Source organism: Marinobacter sp. 1-3A (assembly GCF_016597775.1).
In the GTDB taxonomy this organism is placed as follows: domain Bacteria; phylum Pseudomonadota; class Gammaproteobacteria; order Pseudomonadales; family Oleiphilaceae; genus Marinobacter; species Marinobacter xiaoshiensis.
Genome location: NZ_VCGZ01000012.1, coordinates 46,610 through 62,135, shown reverse-complemented (window position 1 = coordinate 62,135; position 15,526 = coordinate 46,610). Strand labels below are relative to the sequence as shown.

The 15,526-nt window shown below is 52.6% G+C and carries 12 protein-coding genes and 2 tRNA genes; 6 read left to right on the top strand and 8 right to left on the bottom strand.

The features are described from left to right. Nucleotides 1–10: 10 nt before the first annotated feature. The 3 genes from pta to FE848_RS16645 all read right to left on the bottom strand — a co-directional run bounded on the left by pta (nt 11) and on the right by FE848_RS16645 (nt 5,876). Nucleotides 11–2,167 (bottom strand): phosphate acetyltransferase, encoded by a 2,157-nt coding sequence (gene pta / locus FE848_RS16655; RefSeq protein ID WP_200204977.1) that lies wholly within the window; start codon nt 2,165–2,167, stop codon nt 11–13. A gap of 79 nt (nt 2,168–2,246) precedes the next feature. Further along, entirely contained in the window at nt 2,247–3,437 is a 1,191-nt protein-coding gene (locus FE848_RS16650) for an acetate kinase (protein ID WP_200204976.1), read from the bottom strand. A 21-nt stretch (nt 3,438–3,458) separates the two neighbouring features. Next, complete coding sequence (locus FE848_RS16645) at nt 3,459–5,876, bottom strand: EAL domain-containing protein (protein WP_200204975.1); 2,418 nt, start codon at nt 5,874–5,876, stop codon at nt 3,459–3,461. A gap of 243 nt (nt 5,877–6,119) precedes the next feature. On the opposite strand from FE848_RS16645, the gene ccoM reads away from it, so the two are divergent. Beyond that, on the top strand, nt 6,120–6,275 hold the full coding sequence (gene ccoM, locus FE848_RS19060; RefSeq protein ID WP_200204974.1) for a cytochrome c oxidase subunit CcoM: 156 nt from the start codon (nt 6,120–6,122) through the stop codon (nt 6,273–6,275). Nucleotides 6,276–6,340: 65 nt separating this feature from the next. Here the strand turns inward: ccoM and FE848_RS16635 are convergent. The 3 genes from FE848_RS16635 to FE848_RS16625 form a co-directional block, all read right to left on the bottom strand. Then, nucleotides 6,341–6,416: transfer RNA gene (locus FE848_RS16635), tRNA-Glu, on the bottom strand. A gap of 95 nt (nt 6,417–6,511) precedes the next feature. Then, nucleotides 6,512–7,414 (bottom strand): TIGR01777 family oxidoreductase, encoded by a 903-nt coding sequence (locus tag FE848_RS16630; protein WP_200204973.1) that lies wholly within the window; start codon nt 7,412–7,414, stop codon nt 6,512–6,514. An 11-nt stretch (nt 7,415–7,425) separates the two neighbouring features. Continuing rightward, a complete protein-coding gene (locus FE848_RS16625; RefSeq protein ID WP_200204972.1) occupies nt 7,426–7,803 on the bottom strand; it encodes a sirohydrochlorin chelatase in 378 nt (125 codons plus the stop codon). Nucleotides 7,804–7,904: 101 nt separating this feature from the next. Here FE848_RS16625 and FE848_RS16620 point away from each other — a divergent pair, with 101 nt between their 5' ends. The 4 genes from FE848_RS16620 (at nt 7,905) to FE848_RS16605 (ending at nt 11,531) form a co-directional block, all read left to right on the top strand. Beyond that, a complete protein-coding gene (locus tag FE848_RS16620) occupies nt 7,905–8,507 on the top strand; it encodes a DUF924 family protein (RefSeq protein ID WP_200204971.1) in 603 nt (200 codons plus the stop codon). A gap of 79 nt (nt 8,508–8,586) precedes the next feature. Then, nucleotides 8,587–8,662: transfer RNA gene (locus FE848_RS16615), tRNA-Gly, on the top strand. 95 nt (nt 8,663–8,757) lie between these two features. Then, the gene (locus tag FE848_RS16610; protein WP_200204970.1) at nt 8,758–9,552 is read left to right on the top strand and encodes an MOSC domain-containing protein; all 795 of its coding nucleotides are present in this window, start codon (nt 8,758–8,760) and stop codon (nt 9,550–9,552) included. A gap of 8 nt (nt 9,553–9,560) precedes the next feature. After that, on the top strand, nt 9,561–11,531 hold the full coding sequence (locus FE848_RS16605; protein ID WP_200204969.1) for an ATP-binding cassette domain-containing protein: 1,971 nt from the start codon (nt 9,561–9,563) through the stop codon (nt 11,529–11,531). A gap of 76 nt (nt 11,532–11,607) precedes the next feature. Here the strand turns inward: FE848_RS16605 and FE848_RS16600 are convergent, their stop codons facing one another. Beyond that, nucleotides 11,608–12,039, bottom strand: coding sequence for a universal stress protein (locus FE848_RS16600; RefSeq protein ID WP_200204968.1), 432 nt, complete (start codon nt 12,037–12,039; stop codon nt 11,608–11,610). A 74-nt stretch (nt 12,040–12,113) separates the two neighbouring features. After that, nucleotides 12,114–12,932, bottom strand: a complete 819-nt coding sequence (locus FE848_RS16595) for a hypothetical protein (protein ID WP_200204967.1) — start codon at nt 12,930–12,932, stop codon at nt 12,114–12,116. A 427-nt stretch (nt 12,933–13,359) separates the two neighbouring features. Between FE848_RS16595 and fadB the strand changes: the two genes are divergently transcribed. Then, nucleotides 13,360–15,507 carry a fatty acid oxidation complex subunit alpha FadB gene (gene fadB, locus FE848_RS16590; protein ID WP_200204966.1) on the top strand — a complete coding sequence of 716 codons (2,148 nt, stop codon included), beginning with the start codon at nt 13,360–13,362 and terminating at the stop codon, nt 15,505–15,507. Nucleotides 15,508–15,526 lie beyond the last annotated feature (19 nt).

Sequence of the window (15,526 nt, the reverse complement as noted above, 5' to 3'; positions counted from 1 at the left end):
GCGGGGCGGCTCAGGCCAGCCCCGCATCCTCAACCTGTTTTGCCTGCACCGCTGTCAGTGCAATGGTAAACACAATATCCTCTACTAACGCCCCCCTCGAGAGATCGTTAACCGGTTTCCTCAGGCCCTGAAGCATTGGGCCAATACTCACCACATTAGCGCTACGCTGAACCGCCTTATAGGTGGTGTTCCCGGTGTTGAGATCCGGGAAGATGAACACCGTCGCCTTACCCGCAACCTTGCTATTCGGCGCTTTGCTCCGCGCTACGCTTTCGATGGCTGCAGCGTCGTATTGCAGCGGGCCATCAATAAGCAGGTCTGGCCTGCGTTCACGGGCTATTCTGGTTGCTTCTCGCACCTTCTCCACATCGTGCCCACTGCCTGACTCGCCAGTGCTGTAGCTGATCATGGCAACGACGGGCTCCACACCAAACGCTTCTGCAGATTCAGCGCTCTGGATTGCGATATCGGCCAGATCCTCTGCATTGGGGTCGGGGTTGATGGCGCAGTCACCGTACACCAATACCTGTTGTGGAAGCAGCATGAAGAAAACCGAAGACACTACTTTTGCATGGTCATGGGTCTTGATTAGCTGCAGGGCAGGGCGCACGGTGTTTGCGGTGGTGTGGATAGCGCCGGAAACAAGTCCGTCGGCCTCATCCAGAGCGACCATCATGGTGCCCAGAACCACGTTGTCTTCAAGCATCGCCTCGGCCATATCCGGCGCGAGCCCTTTGTGTTTGCGCAGTTCGACCATGGGAGCGATATAGTTTTTTCGCACCTCAATCGGATCAATGATTTCAATATCCTCGGGCAGCTCAAAGCCTTGCGACGCTGCTACATCTCGAATTTCTGCTTCGTTGCCAATCAGGGCGCAGCGTGCAAGTTTGCGTTGGTGGCAAATGATTGCTGCCTGAACCGTGCGCGGTTCGCTGCCTTCTGGCAGTACGATGCGCTTGTTTGCTGCCCGCGCCCGCTCAGATAGCTGATAGCGGAATGCCGGAGGGGACAGCCGGCTCTGAACTTCAACGCGCAGGTGTTCCTGCAGCCAGTCTGTATCAATCTTGGTTGCTACTGCTTCCATTGCTTTCTCAACGCGGTCGGGATCGTCAGTGGGAATCGCGTTGGAGAGGTTCGCCAGCATGTGGGCGGTTTCGTAGGTATTGGCAGGTGAGCTCAGTACTGGTAAGCCTGTATGCAGGGCCCGCGAACACAGGTCAATCACCCGTTGATCAGGCATAAGCCCGCCGGTCAGCATGAGGCCCGCCAGGGGAACGCCATTTAACGCCGCAACGGCCGTTGTCACAATAATGTCTTCGCGATCGCCGGGGGTCACCATCAGGGTGCCTGGACCCAGAGTTTCCGTCATATTGCGGATGGAGCGTGCGCAGACAGATACCCTTTGCACCCGGCGAGTGTGCATCTGGCCTTCATACAGCACCGGCACATTTAGCTCCCGGGCAATATCAGACACACGCGGTGCTAATAAGTCAGACTGCCACGGGATCTGGCCCAGCAAGCGGAAGCGCCCATCCCGGAACACCTTGCAGCTATTGCGGTAGTCTGGAGTTTCACCTTCGGTCTGGCTGATATTGCTGTAGGGTTCCATTCCTGAGCGCTCGGGTTCACCAAGCTTGTTGAGGATAACGGCAATTACATCCTGAGCCGAGACATCGGAAAACAGGCGTGCAGCGAAATCCAGCTCCTCATCGAGTTCGAGAGGGCTGCTCTTGCCCGGTGTGCTGACCAACACCACGTCTGAACCCAGATTACGCGCCACTTCCACGTTAAGACGGGCTATGTAGGCTTCGCGACGGTCGGGAACAAGGCCTTCAATAATCACAACATCGACATCTTTGGCGACTTTCTGGTATTCGCCTACTACTGTCTCCATGAGCAGATCGGATTTGCCACGGTTAAGCAGGTGCTGAGCCTTCTTCAGGGGAATCGGTTCAGGGGGCTGCAGATGGCTCCGCGAACGGACAAAGGTCACGGATGAATCCTTACCATCGTTATGCCGCGACTCGGCCTGGTTTACTGACTGGTAAAAAGGCTTGTAGAATCCAACGCTGATGCCAACGCGCTCCATGGCGCGCAACAAGCCCAGACAAACAGATGTGAGCCCAGAATCCATTGAAGTAGGTGCAATAAACAGACTTTTAGCCATAGAAAGAGGTTCCGGTAGTTCAGGTAATAAGTTCTGGTGGCAGGTTCTGGCGATAGAGTAAGCAGACAGCCCGGCAGATCTATCTAAAACTGGCAGCCAGGCGCGAAGCCTCGCGTGCGATTACAAGCTCTTCATTAGTCGGGACGACCAGGACCGGGAATCGCGAACCGGCACTTTCTATTCTGCCACCGCTTTGACGACCGTTGTGCTCATTCCTGTCTGCATCCAGCTCAAACCCGAGCAACTTCAGATGCCCTAGTGTTTTTTGCCTGACCCGACTGCTGTTTTCGCCAATACCGCCAGTGAAAACCAGTGCATCAAGGTGGTCCAGTGATGCCATCATGGCGCCAACGTACTTTGCCAAGCGGAAACAGAATATGTCGATGGCAAGAGCTGAAGGCTCGTGTCCTTGATCAGCCAATTCACACAGGGTGCGCATATCGTTGGTTTTGCCAGAGATTCCAAGGAGCCCGCTGTTCTTGTTAAGCTCCTTATGAACGTCGGCTAACTGCATACCCCGGGAACTCAGGTAATCAAAGAGCCCTGGGTCAATGTCACCGCAGCGGGTTCCCATTACCAGCCCTTCCAGCGGTGTCAGCCCCATGCTGGTGTCGACACTGAAACCATCTTTGATTGCCGTAATACTGCAACCATTGCCCAGGTGGGCGGAAATGATCGAGGTGGTTGCAAGGGTTTTGTCGAGTAGGCGAGCGGCTTCGTTGGCCATGAAGAAATGGCTGGTTCCGTGGAATCCATAACGCCTTACGCTCCAGTCCCGATAGAAGGATTCGGGCAGTGCATATAGGTATGCATGGGGTGCAAGAGTCTGGTGGTAAGCGGTATCAAACACGGCGACTTGCGGTGTTTCGGGAAATTGCTCCCGGGTGGCTTCAATCCCGGCAAGATTGACCGGGTTATGAAGCGGAGCCAGGCCTGCGCAGTCGTTGATGGCTTCAACCACATCATCGTTGATCAGAACAGCTTCGCGGAAGGTTTCGCCCCCGTGCACCACGCGGTGCCCTACAGACGTGGGGGCTGCCGGCATTAACTTACGCTCGCGAAACGCCAATACCAAAGCCGTCAAAGCCTGTTTGTGGTTGGCATTGCGCGGCAGAGGTACAGTGCGGTCATCACCATCGATTCGCGCAAATGCGTCTGATCCGTTCAGTCTCTCTGCTATCGCAGAGGCCAATTTGTTTTCATTTTCATCGAATAGCGCAAGTTTCAGAGACGAACTGCCGCAGTTAACGACAAGAATGGATTGTGTCATGTTTCCCTGGTTCCCTGAGTGTCACGTTTGTGTCTGGTGATTGGTATTGAGCCATTCATTGAACTCCCCGGCAGGGAGTGGGCGGCTGTAGAAATAGCCTTGAGACATATCACAGCCTTCCTGCTTCAGGAAAAGGGTCTGTGCTTCCTCTTCAACGCCTTCCGCTATGATAGTCAGGCCCAGGCTGTGTGCCATGTTGATTATCGCACGCACAAGGGAGCCTCCCCCTTGGGTTTTGGTCACATCGTTGATGAAGGTGCGGTCGATTTTCAGGGTGTCGAACGGGTAGCTCTTGAGGTAACTGAGAGCTGAGTAACCCGTACCGAAATCATCGACGGAGAGGCGAATGCCAGCCCTATCCAGTTCCCTGAGAATTTCGGCAGTTTCGATTGAGTTGTCTAGCAGCAGGCGTTCGGTAATTTCCAGTTCCAGCAACTGCGGAGCCAGGTCGTTGTTTGATAGCGCGCGCATCACTGCGTTGATAAACCCGGAGTCCCTGAACTGTCTTGGTGACACGTTGACTGAAATTCCAATGTCCCGGCCAGTGATTGCCCTCCAACCGGTGGCTGCAAGGCAGGCTTGCTCAAGCACCCATTCGCCAATGGCAATGATAAGACCTGTCTCCTCGGCCAGCGGAATAAAGCGATCCGGCATTATCATGCCCATAGCAGGGTTGTTCCATCGCAGTAGCGCTTCTACAGCGTGCACTTCGCCGGTAGCGGTCTTAACAATTGGCTGAAAATAAAGTTCGAACTCGTTCAGCTCCAATGCTCTCCGCATGCGGGATTCCATTTGTAGCCGCTCATGGGATACCTCAGACATTTCGGGGGTGAAGTGTGCGTATGAGCTTTTGCCCTGACGCTTTGCCTGATACATGGCAGCATCCGCGTGCTGTAGAAGGGTGCCGCTGTTGTCGGAATCGGTCGGGAAAATTGCAATACCGATGCTGGTCGTAACAAAAACTTCCTGGCCATTCAGGGTATAGGCCGGAGTAAAGTTTGAAAGAATGCGCTCAGCTACCTGTGCCGCGGATTCAGAGCCATTTAGCCCTGGCAGTATCACAAGGAATTCGTCGCCGCCAAGTCTTGCAACGGTGCTTGTTCCCCGCAGACAGCTGGATATTCGCCTCGCAGCTTCAATCAGCAGATTATCGCCGGCATCGTGGCCCAGGGTGTCGTTGATGTGCTTGAAGTTATCAAGATCCAAAAACATGACCCCAACCATGGAGCCCTCGCGGCGAGCTTGAGCCAGTGCCAGTTTGAGCCGGTCCAGCGCGAGCATGCGGTTAGGCAAACCCGTCAGTATGTCGTAGTTTGCCTGGCGCAATAACTGCTGCTCGTAGCGTTTTCGGATGCTAATGTCTTCACCAAGAATAAGGTAGCCCGTTGCTTCACCGGTGCCGTCCTTTATGGGTGTTACGATCAACTGCTCCCAAAAGCGCTCGCCATTGCGCCGTGCACTGTTCACTTCACCCTGCCACACACCAACGCGCTGAACCTGCAGGCGGATGGATTGCCATAGTTGGCGGTTTTCACGGATTTCCATGCTGTTGTCGCTTAATGCGCCAGGGTGTCGGCCGACAATCGCTTTTGCGTTATAACCCGTAAGCTGTGTGAACTTGTGGTTTGCAAACTCGACCCGCCACTGACGGTCGCAAATAACAACGGAGGAAGGGCTTTGCTCAATTGCCATGGAAAATTTATGGATTTCGGCGGCATCTTTTTCCTGGCGCACCATGTCGTCATTCAGACGCTCGCGCATCTGATTTATTGCATCGCTTACCCGACCAATTTCATCGTTGCGGTGCGACGGCGTGTCTGGACGGTCAAGAGTTAGAGGGGTGCCGAGGTTCTTCAGGGAGATGTCTTTGGCGTAGTTGGCCATAGTTGTCAGATGGCGGGTAACAAAATGCTGAAAAACCCAGATGATTAGTATCGATACAAAAAAAGTCTTAAGGAATTGAGTGGCGAGAATAATGCCTACCTTAACTTTCAGGTCCTCATAAACACGATCCAGATTGGCTGTTACCGTGAGTTCACCCAGCTTGAATGTCCCTTCGCCCTCGTGAACCAGGTCAAATTGGTGCGATTTGGTATCGGAACCTCGGGGGATCTCCCCCATAACCAGTTCAGAGTCGGGCTCAATGCCCAGCCTCAGATGAACAATGTCTGGCAGGCTGAGAATCCCTTCCATTTGGGTCTGGAGCAGTTTTTGGTCAAGGGCCCAAAGGCTTCGGGCCAGACTGGATGCGTATCCGGATTCAACCACATGCATGCGGCTGTCAATCTGCGAAAGGTCTTTGCGGTAATCAGAATAGATTTGAATAGCCGATGCAATCAGCGTGAAAACCGAGCTGAATAGAAGTATCCAAGCAAGCAGCCTGAAGGACAGGGGAGAGCCCGAGCGAAAACGTTGTAAGCGTGTCGGCAGTTTCGGCATCTTGTACGTCAGCCACCCAGTCCGGTTGATATAAGCGGATAGTCCATTATTGGCTGACTATAACAGTCCTGTTATCCAAATTCCCTGCAAATCCGCGAAAACGTGGGAGAATTATGTTCACTTTTGTATTCGCGTGTTTTTGAGTTACAGCAGTGATGCTGCCATTGATGTAGATCAATATCTGTATTCTGGAGTGACGTAATCTGAGCTTAATCAAGTTTGAATAAGGGCAGGAGAAGAATTATGTATATGGACGTGGTGGTTTTCGCTGGAATTGCGACTGTATTACTTATGGTGGCTTTTTTTGTTGGCGTAGGCATATTCGTGATGCGAGACCAAAAATCTCACGCTGCCAATCTAATAAAGAAGGATATCAAGCTGGATAGAAAGGCCGCCTGAAAGGGCGAGCCTTGACTTCGGCAGATAAGCGCATTTTTCTTCTCGGGTATTTTGAGAGGTAAAAATGGCGTCCCCTAGGGGGTTCGAACCCCTGTTGCCGCCGTGAAAGGGCGGAGTCCTAGGCCACTAGACGAAGGGGACGCAACGCTTTAAACCTTTGCCTCGTCGAGGTGGCGCGTATATTAGGTAAGCCTTTCACCCCTGTCAACGTTTTTGATGTAAAAAAAACGAATAAGTTATTTGGTGGCATCTTCGAGCGCTTCTGCGAGCATCGGATAGCGAAACTCGAATCCGGCGTCGATCAGTCTTTCTGGAATCGCCTTTTGACCTGTTAACAAGAGCCGTGACATGTCTCCCAGCGCCAGCTTAAGCACTTGTGCCGGAACCGGGAAAATGGCGGGTCGCTTGAGAGTGTGAGCGAGGCAGCTCGTAAACTCACGGTTGGTGACAGGGTTGGGACTCACTACATTGTAGGCTCCGGAGGCCTGTGGCGACTCCAGCATCCAGATAAGAGCCGCTACTGCATCCTCACGATGAATCCAGGGCATGTATTGATGCCCGGAACCGAGTCGCCCGCCGAGTCCAAGTTTAAACGGTAAAACCATGCGTTTTAAAAAACCTCCCTCAGGACCTGCCACAATGCCGGTTCTGGAGAGGCATATGCGTACCCCAAGGGGCTGCAGCTTGAGTGCTGCATTTTCCCAATCCCTGCACATCTGGTGAGTAAACTCATCGTGAGGCGCAGTACCTTCGGTTACTCGTGCGTCACCCTGATCACCATAAAAGCCAACGGCTGAGCCAGAAACCATGGCCTTGGGTTTTTGTTCCCAGCTCTGAATGACCTTTGTCAGGGTGTTGGTCAAGCCAATACGACTATCGGAAAGTGCTTGTAGTCGCTTGTCACTCCAGCGCTTGTCGGCGATGCCTTCCCCTGCAAGATTGATCACGGCATCGTAACCCTGGTGGCCGCGGAGGCTTTCAAGGTTATGGATCACCTCCACCGGGCCACACAACATGCGTACCACATCGGCAGGCTGCCGGCTTAAAACAGAAAGCTTGTAGCCACGATCAAGCAGTTTTCTGCAAAGTTCTCCGCCAATAAAGCCAGTACCACCGGTTATAAGTACGCACTTGTTCATGATGTTGCTCCCTAATCGTCGGTGTTATGGGCGAGCTGCTGTGTCACTACATCCTTGATTGCCTGTCCCAGCAAGGGGTTCTCTCCAATAGGAGGGGATAGCGTAATGCTTGCCCCTGTAGAATTTTCAAGAGCTTCGATCATGGCTGGCACATCTTTGCGCAGGTGACGTCCGGCGGCGAGAAAGAGTGGAACAACGGTGAATTCCAGGCTCCCGGCTGACACGCCTTCATGCACGACAGCCTCCAGGGATGGTTCAGCCAGCTCCATATAGGCAATTCTGGAGTTGGTTACAGCCTTTAGCGTCGGCTCGGCGAGAGTTTCGAATGTGTTGCACCAGCGTTTGTCGCTGCTGCCGTGGGCTAACAAAATGACGCGACGACTGCTCATCAGCGCTCCTCTATGATCTGTCAAAGGTGTCTGTCGTAAATCTGGTTGCGGGCCGGTATTCTCTGTTGGTCCCGTCAATCAAGATAACAGGGTGTTCTTTAATGTTCGATTGGAAAGAGATTCTGGATTTCTGGTTCGGAGAATTTGATGAAAATGGATTGCCTGATAGCGAACACCGCAATCGTTGGTTTCGCTCAAGCCGGAAGTTCGACCAGGAGATACGTCGCCGGTTTCTTTCCATGGTTCTGTTTGCGTCGGAACAAGGGCTAGATCACTGGCGTAAGACACCAGGTGGTCGGTTAGCTGAGATTATCCTGCTCGACCAGTTTTCCAGAAATATTTTCCGGGGCGGCGCACTTGCGTTCGAGCAGGACAAGCAGGCGAAGGAGCTTTGTAAAGAGTCTATGCGTAAGGGGTGTGATGTTGCGCTCCCGCCGATTCAGCGCGCATTTATGTATATGCCGTTGCAACACTCGGAGCGACTCGATGACCAGGCTCTGTCGGTTGAGTGTTATGAGCAATTGGTCGCATCCACTACGGGGATGCTGCAGGATTTTTTGAAAAGCTTTCTACGATCCGCGCAGGACCACCATGAAATCATTGAGCGTTTTGGCCGGTTTCCTCATCGAAACCAGGCGCTCAGAAGACCCTCTAGTGAGGCGGAAAGGGACTATTTGGGTACCGCTAATCGATTTGGGCAATAAAAAGTTTGGAAAGGAGGTTGACGAAAGGGGCGGGATGCGTAGAATACACATCCGTTGTCAGCGCAAGCTGGTCAATATTGCGGGAATAGCTCAGTTGGTAGAGCACGACCTTGCCAAGGTCGGGGTCGCGAGTTCGAATCTCGTTTCCCGCTCCAGATTCCGGAAACCCGGCCTCGAAAGAGGCCGGGTTTTTTGTTTTTGGTTATACTTGCCGCCTCCCCACACTTGATTTTGGCTCTGGAGACGCGCCTTGAAAGTTCACTCACTCCATGTTTACCCAGTAAAGTCCCTCGCTGGTATTGAGGTTTCCTGTTTTGAAATGGATGACTTCGGCCCTAAAGGCGACCGGCGATGGATGATAGTCGATGAGGAACGCCGCTTTGTTACCCAGAGGGAGCTTCCGGTGTTGGCCAGGGTAACAGCCTCTCTGTCTGCAGAGGGTGTCAGTATCCGAATACCGGGTGAGGGCGATTTCACATTGCAGCAGACAGGTCAGGAACTACGAGTGCTGGTCTGGCGCGACTGGGTTAAAGCTCTTGAGGGCGAGTCGTTTGCCAGTGAAGCGCTGAGCCGCTTTTGCGGCAAGACTCTGCGTCTTGTCTATATGCCCGATTCCTCGTTTCGGCGGGTCGATGCCGGGCATGTAAGTGAGTATCGCCGTGTAGGCTTTGCTGATGGCTTTCCTTTTTTGATCACCAATCTGGCTTCATTGGATGAGCTGAATGGGCGTCTTGACGCGCCCGTAGATATGCGCAGGTTTAGGCCCAACATTGTTATCGAGGGCCCGGCTCCCTGGCAGGAAGACCACTGGCGTAAGATTTCGGTGGGAGAGCAGCGCTTCAGTATCGTGAAGCCAAGTTCCCGCTGTGTTCTGACCACCGTTGACCCGGATACGGGCCTAAAAGATCCCGGTCTGCAGCCCTTGAGGGCGCTCTCAGGTTACCGCAGAACGCCAGATGGCGTAATCTTCGGCCAGAATGCTATTCATGAATCCCCCGGAGTGATCCATGTGGATGATTCCGTCACTGTTATCGAATCGGAGTAGAAAACAACGTGCCACTGTTAACGCTGGACTCGATTTCCCTGGCTTTCGGAATGCACCCGCTGCTTGATCAGGCTTCACTGAATATTGAAGCTGGTGAGCGGGTGTGCCTGTTAGGAAGGAATGGCGAGGGTAAGTCGACTCTTCTGAAAATCGTGAGCGGCGAGGTTGTTCCGGATGGTGGCAAGGTGCGCCTTGACGATGGCGCGGTGTTGGCGGTTTTGCCCCAGAACCTGCCGTCTGACGACACCAGGACGGCATACGAAGTTGTGTCGGGAGCCTTCCCTGAAGCGGGTCAGCTTCTTGCAGAGTTTCATACGCTTACACAAAGCGCAGACGAGTCCAGTCTTGATCGTATGATGAAGGTTCAGGAGCGTATCGAAGCGCTTGACGGGTGGCGGCTTGATCAAAAGGTTACGGCCATTCTGGCGCAATATGGTATTGATCCGGATCAGCGGCTTAATACGCTTTCCGGTGGATGGCAGCGCCGTGTTCTGTTGGCAAAAGCACTCGTTGGAGAGCCCGATATTCTTTTGCTGGATGAGCCAACCAACCATCTTGATGTGCCAGCCATTGCATGGCTTGAGGAGGCTCTTGGTGCGTTTCGTGGCGCCATGCTTTTCGTGAGCCACGATCGTGCTTTTATCAGGCGGATGGCTACCCGGGTTGTGGAGCTGGATCGCGGCAAGCTGGTTAGTTTTGCAGCTTCTTATGACCGATATCTTGATCTGAAAGAAAAGGCCCTTGAAGAGGAAGAACGGGAAAATGCCCTTTTCGACAAGAGGCTGAAACAGGAAGAAGCCTGGATACGCCAGGGCATTAAAGCTCGTCGCACTCGCAATATGGGTCGGGTCAGGGCGCTGAAAGCGATGCGGGAAGAGCATCGGCAGCGTCGGGTCAGGGGTGGCACAGCAACCTTCGCAGTGGAGGATGCGGCACGCTCAGGCAAGCTGGTGGTTGAGGCAGTGGGTGCCGGCTTTGCGTACCCGGATGGGGCAGCCATTATTCGGGATATGAACCTCACTGTGCTTCGGGGCGACAAAATTGGCCTTGTGGGGGAGAACGGAACTGGTAAAACAACACTGGTACGCTTGTTACTGGGTAGTCTTGAGCCAACACAGGGCACCATCCGCCTGGGAACAAATCTCGAGGTTGCCTATTTTGACCAGCTTCGTGGTGAACTCGACCTCAGTCTGAATGCTCTCGACAACTTGTCGGAAGGTCGGGAATTTATTGATATCAACGGCCAAAGCAAGCATGTGCTCGGCTATTTGCAGGAGTTTCTTTTTACTCCTGAGCGGGCGAGATCCCCTGTTCGGGTATTCTCCGGGGGTGAGCGTGCAAGGCTGTTGCTGGCCAAGCTGTTCAGTAAGCCGGCAAACATTCTGGTGCTCGATGAGCCAACCAACGATCTGGACGTGGAAACCCTTGAGTTGCTGGAAGAGCAGCTTTCCGAGTTTGCCGGTACCGTGATTGTTATCAGCCACGACCGTGAATTCCTCGATAACGTTGTAACGGAAACGGTTTTCCTGGACGGTTCTGGCCATGTGCGGGAATACGTAGGTGGATACAGCGACTGGCGTCGACAGGGGGGGCGTTTCCCGGCTGAGGCAACGGGCGCGCGACCCGATCGGCACGACAAAGCGGCAAAGTCAGGGAAGCAAAATAGTGGCAAGGGCAATATTAATTCTGTTGCGAAGGATGTTCAGGTCGCAGCGGGGTCGCAAGATGGCGATACCAGTAAGCCCAAGCCAGTCAAGTTGAGTTATAAGTTAAAGCTCGAACTTGAACAGTTGCCGGGGCAAATAGAGGCCTTGGAACAGGATATTGCGAACATTCAGGCACGAATTTCTTCTGCTGACTTCTATTCAGGGGCGGCTGAAGAGGTTGCAGAGGTTCTGGAAGAGCTGGAGCAGAAAGAGCTCAAGCTCGAGAAGGTGATCGAGAGGTGGATGGAGCTGGAAGAGCAGGCACTTGGTTAAGGATTTCAGATACAAAAAGCCCGGTGGCAAGGAATTGCCCCGGGCTTTTCTTTAAAGCTGGATGTTGCAGGGCGACTTAGCGAATTCTGATCGCTAAAACGTCGCACTCTGTGCCATGCAAAACGCCATTTGCAGTGGAGCCCAGTAGCAGCTGGAAACCCTTCCGTCCGTGGCTTCCCACAATCACCAGGTCTGCAGCCTGTTCTTTGACCAAGCGGTGTATCTCCGATTCCGGCCGGCCCACAGTTACAATCTGGTTGGTTTTATCAACGCCATACTGAGCACCGTATGCAGCAAGCTGTTCCCGGGCGGCCTTATCGAGCTGAGTTTGAAGCTCGGTAAGGTCCATTGGAATATCTCCGCCATAGGCATACCCCACTGGCTCCACAACGTGCACCAGAACAAGGCTGGCACCGTGAGCTTCGCTCATGATCTTTGCTTTTTCCAGAACCTGAGGTGCTTCTTCGGTAAGATCGATAGCAACCAGCATCTTTTTGTATGCAGACATCCCTAACTCCTTTTGTATCGGCTTTCCTACAGCATAATACGCGAGCCCGACCGGGGGAAGGGCTCCGGTGCTGCTCAGGCGTTTTGCTGGAGCAAAGAGATAACGGAAGACAGGCTTTCGAGAATGCGTTTGGAATACCGGTCGATTACAAAACCCACGTTGTTTTCGTTGTAGTTGATATAAGAGCCCCGGATGAACTGCCATTTTGCATTTACATCGCTCAAAAGTTCACTCAGCTCTTCTTTGCTTTCGCCTGTACTCATTGTTTCAAGCAGCATGTCGAATTCTTTAGCCTGATCATCAAGTGACGTTTCGAGGGCAGAGCCTTGAAATATTTGAGCAACCGAAGAGTTGGTGCGAACCGAGTACTTGGCCATCATCTGGGCGATGACGACTGCTCCCATCCGGGCTGCTTCTACCCGTGGACTTGTTTGTGTCTTCGAGGTTTCCTGGGCAATCTGGTAGAGTTCGGATGCCTTGCTGTTCATTTCCAGCGCCTGGTTGGCCATGTCTGAAACTAGCCGCAAGTCCGGATAACCAGTTGTCCGGACATCGTTTATGTTGTCGCGCATCAGGTTTTTGAATTTATCGAACTGGCTGTTGAGCTCTTCAAGTTGCTCATTGGATAGTCCGCCACCTGTGTTGCTCGTAACGAGGTTCATGGCGTCGTTGGCTGAGTTGATACCCGCCACAATCTCGTTCAAGGTATTGGTGCTGCCGGATCCGATAAAACGGTAGTAGGCGTCAAGCGCGACATAATTGCTTACGCGGAAGTTATGTAGCTGGGCGAGGAAGTCGTCAGACTCCTGTGCCTTTACGTTCATGGATGTGAGCAAAAACAGAAACAGTGAGGCAACCATAGAGGCGCGAGCGCCCAGGTAGGTGGATTTCATCGGACGGATTCTCCGTAAAGCGTTTATTATTGTGTACGAAAGTCGTAGATCGAAGGTAAAGTAAGTTTCCCGGCCAATCAAGCAGTTTTGCGGGCCCGGGATTCGGGAAATGTAAATATCTTTGAAATTTGCATCGCGAAGTTCAGGTGCATTCTCTGTACTGGCTTGTAAAGCCTTGATAGATAAGCATACTGGCTCGTAATGTAGGTGTTATTTCCGCATGTTGCGTCTGATCACAAAGAAACAAATTGACAAACGTGCTGTTTTTTCACATCGTGTGCCCTCACGATTCAAACGACTGTATGAATTTTTAGTCGTTTGATCGGGCAGTGACAGAAATCTCGCTGCATCAAACAGCTCTGACGACTCCTCAAGCGAGGCCGTTCAGAGTTGGAGGCAGTTCCAAACACAGACTGGAGATCAGTTGATGATTTACGAAGGTAAAGCCATCACGGTTAAAGAGATCGAAGGCGGGATCGCTCAGTTGGACTTCGACTTGCAAGGCGAGTCGGTAAACAAGTTCAACCGTCTTACCATTGAAGAGCTCCACGCCGCGACTGATGCACTTAAAGCACAGAAGAAACTCAAGGGCCTGGTAGTAACCAGTTCCAAAGACAGTTTCATTGTTGGTGCCGACATTACAGAGTTTACTGATCTGTTTGCCGGTTCCGAAGAGGATCTGGTTGCCAACAACCTGAAGGCTAATGCCATTTTCAGTGCGGTAGAAGATCTGCCGTTCCCGACCGTAACAGCTATTAACGGCATTGCGCTGGGTGGCGGTTTTGAAATGTGCCTGGCTACAGACTTCCGGGTTATGGCTCCCAAGGCAAAAGTAGGCCTGCCAGAAGTTAAGCTGGGTATTTTCCCTGGCTTTGGCGGTACTGTTCGCCTGTCCCGCCTTGTGGGTGTGGATAACGCCGTAGAGTGGATTTGTGGCGGTGCAGAAAACCGTGCCGACGTGGCTTTGAAGACAGGCGCTGTTGACGCCGTCGTTGAGCCAGAAAAGCTCGTTGAGGCTGCTGTTGCCATTATTAACCAGTGCAACGAAGGCAAGCTTGACCACGAAGCGCGTCGCGAAGAGAAAAAAGGCAAGATCAAGTTGAATGCCATGGAAAGCATGATGGCATTTGAGATCTCCAAGGCGTTTGTTGGTGGCAAAGCGGGTAAAAACTACCCTGCACCAGTAGAAGCTATCAAGGTGATGCAGAAGCACGCCGGCATGACTCGCGATAAGGCGATTGAAGTTGAAGCGAAAGGCTTTGCCAAAATGGCGAAGACCAACGTTGCAGCTTGCCTGGTAGGCTTGTTCCTGAACGATCAGGAACTGAAGAAGAAAGCCAAGGCGTGGGAAAAAGAAGCGTCTGATGTGAAACTGGCTGCTGTTTTGGGCGCTGGTATCATGGGTGGTGGTGTAGCTTATCAGTCAGCACTGAAAGGCACGCCGATCATCATGAAGGACATTAACCAGGACGGTATTACCCTGGGTCTGAATGAAGCCAAGAAACTGCTGACCAAGCGTGTCGATAAAGGCCGCATGAACGCAGGTCAGATGGCTGACGTTCTCAACAGCATCACTCCAACTCTTAACTACGGCGATTTCAAAAACGTAGATCTGGTTGTTGAAGCCGTTGTTGAAAATCCGAAAGTTAAAGATGCAGTTCTGCGTGAAGTAGAAGATGCGGTTCGTGAAGACGCCATCCTGACGTCTAACACCTCGACCATTTCCATCGACCTACTAGCCAAGAACCTGAAGCGTCCGGAAAACTTCTGCGGTATGCACTTCTTCAACCCGGTACACATGATGCCGCTGGTTGAGGTTATCCGTGGTAAGAAGACCAGTGATCGCGCTATCGCAACCACTGTGGCTTACGCCAAGGCAATGGGTAAGACTCCAATCGTTGTAAACGATTGCCCGGGCTTCCTGGTTAACCGCGTTCTGTTCCCTTACTTTGGCGGTTTTGTTGGTCTGGTACGCGACGGCGCCGACTTCCAGAAAGTCGATAAGGTTATGGAAAAGTTCGGCTGGCCGATGGGCCCGGCATATCTGCTGGACGTTGTTGGCATGGATACCGGCAAGCACGCTGGTGAAGTAATGGCTGACGGCTTCCCGGATCGTATGAAGCATGCAGAAACCACTGCAATTGACGTAATGTTTGAAAACAACCGTTACGGTCAGAAGAATGATGTTGGTTTCTACAAGTACGAACTGGACCGCAAGGGCAAGCAGAAGAAGGTTGTCGATGAAGAGACCTACAAGCTGCTTGAGCCGGTTGTTCAGGGTAAGAACGAGTTCAGCGATGAAGACATCATTGCTCGCATGATGATTCCATTGTGCCTTGAAACCGTTCGCTGCCTGGAAGATGGCATTGTTGAAGACCCGGCTGATGCCGATATGGGTCTGATCTTCGGTATCGGCTTCCCGCCGTTCCGTGGAGGCGCCCTGCGTTATATCGACGACATGGGTGTCGACAAGTTCGTTGAACTGGCAGACAAGTATGCAGATCTTGGTCCTTTGTACCATCCGACCGATAAGCTGCGTGAAATGGCCAAGACTGGCAAAAAGTTCTTTGGTTAACCCTGAACGAGATTTCCGA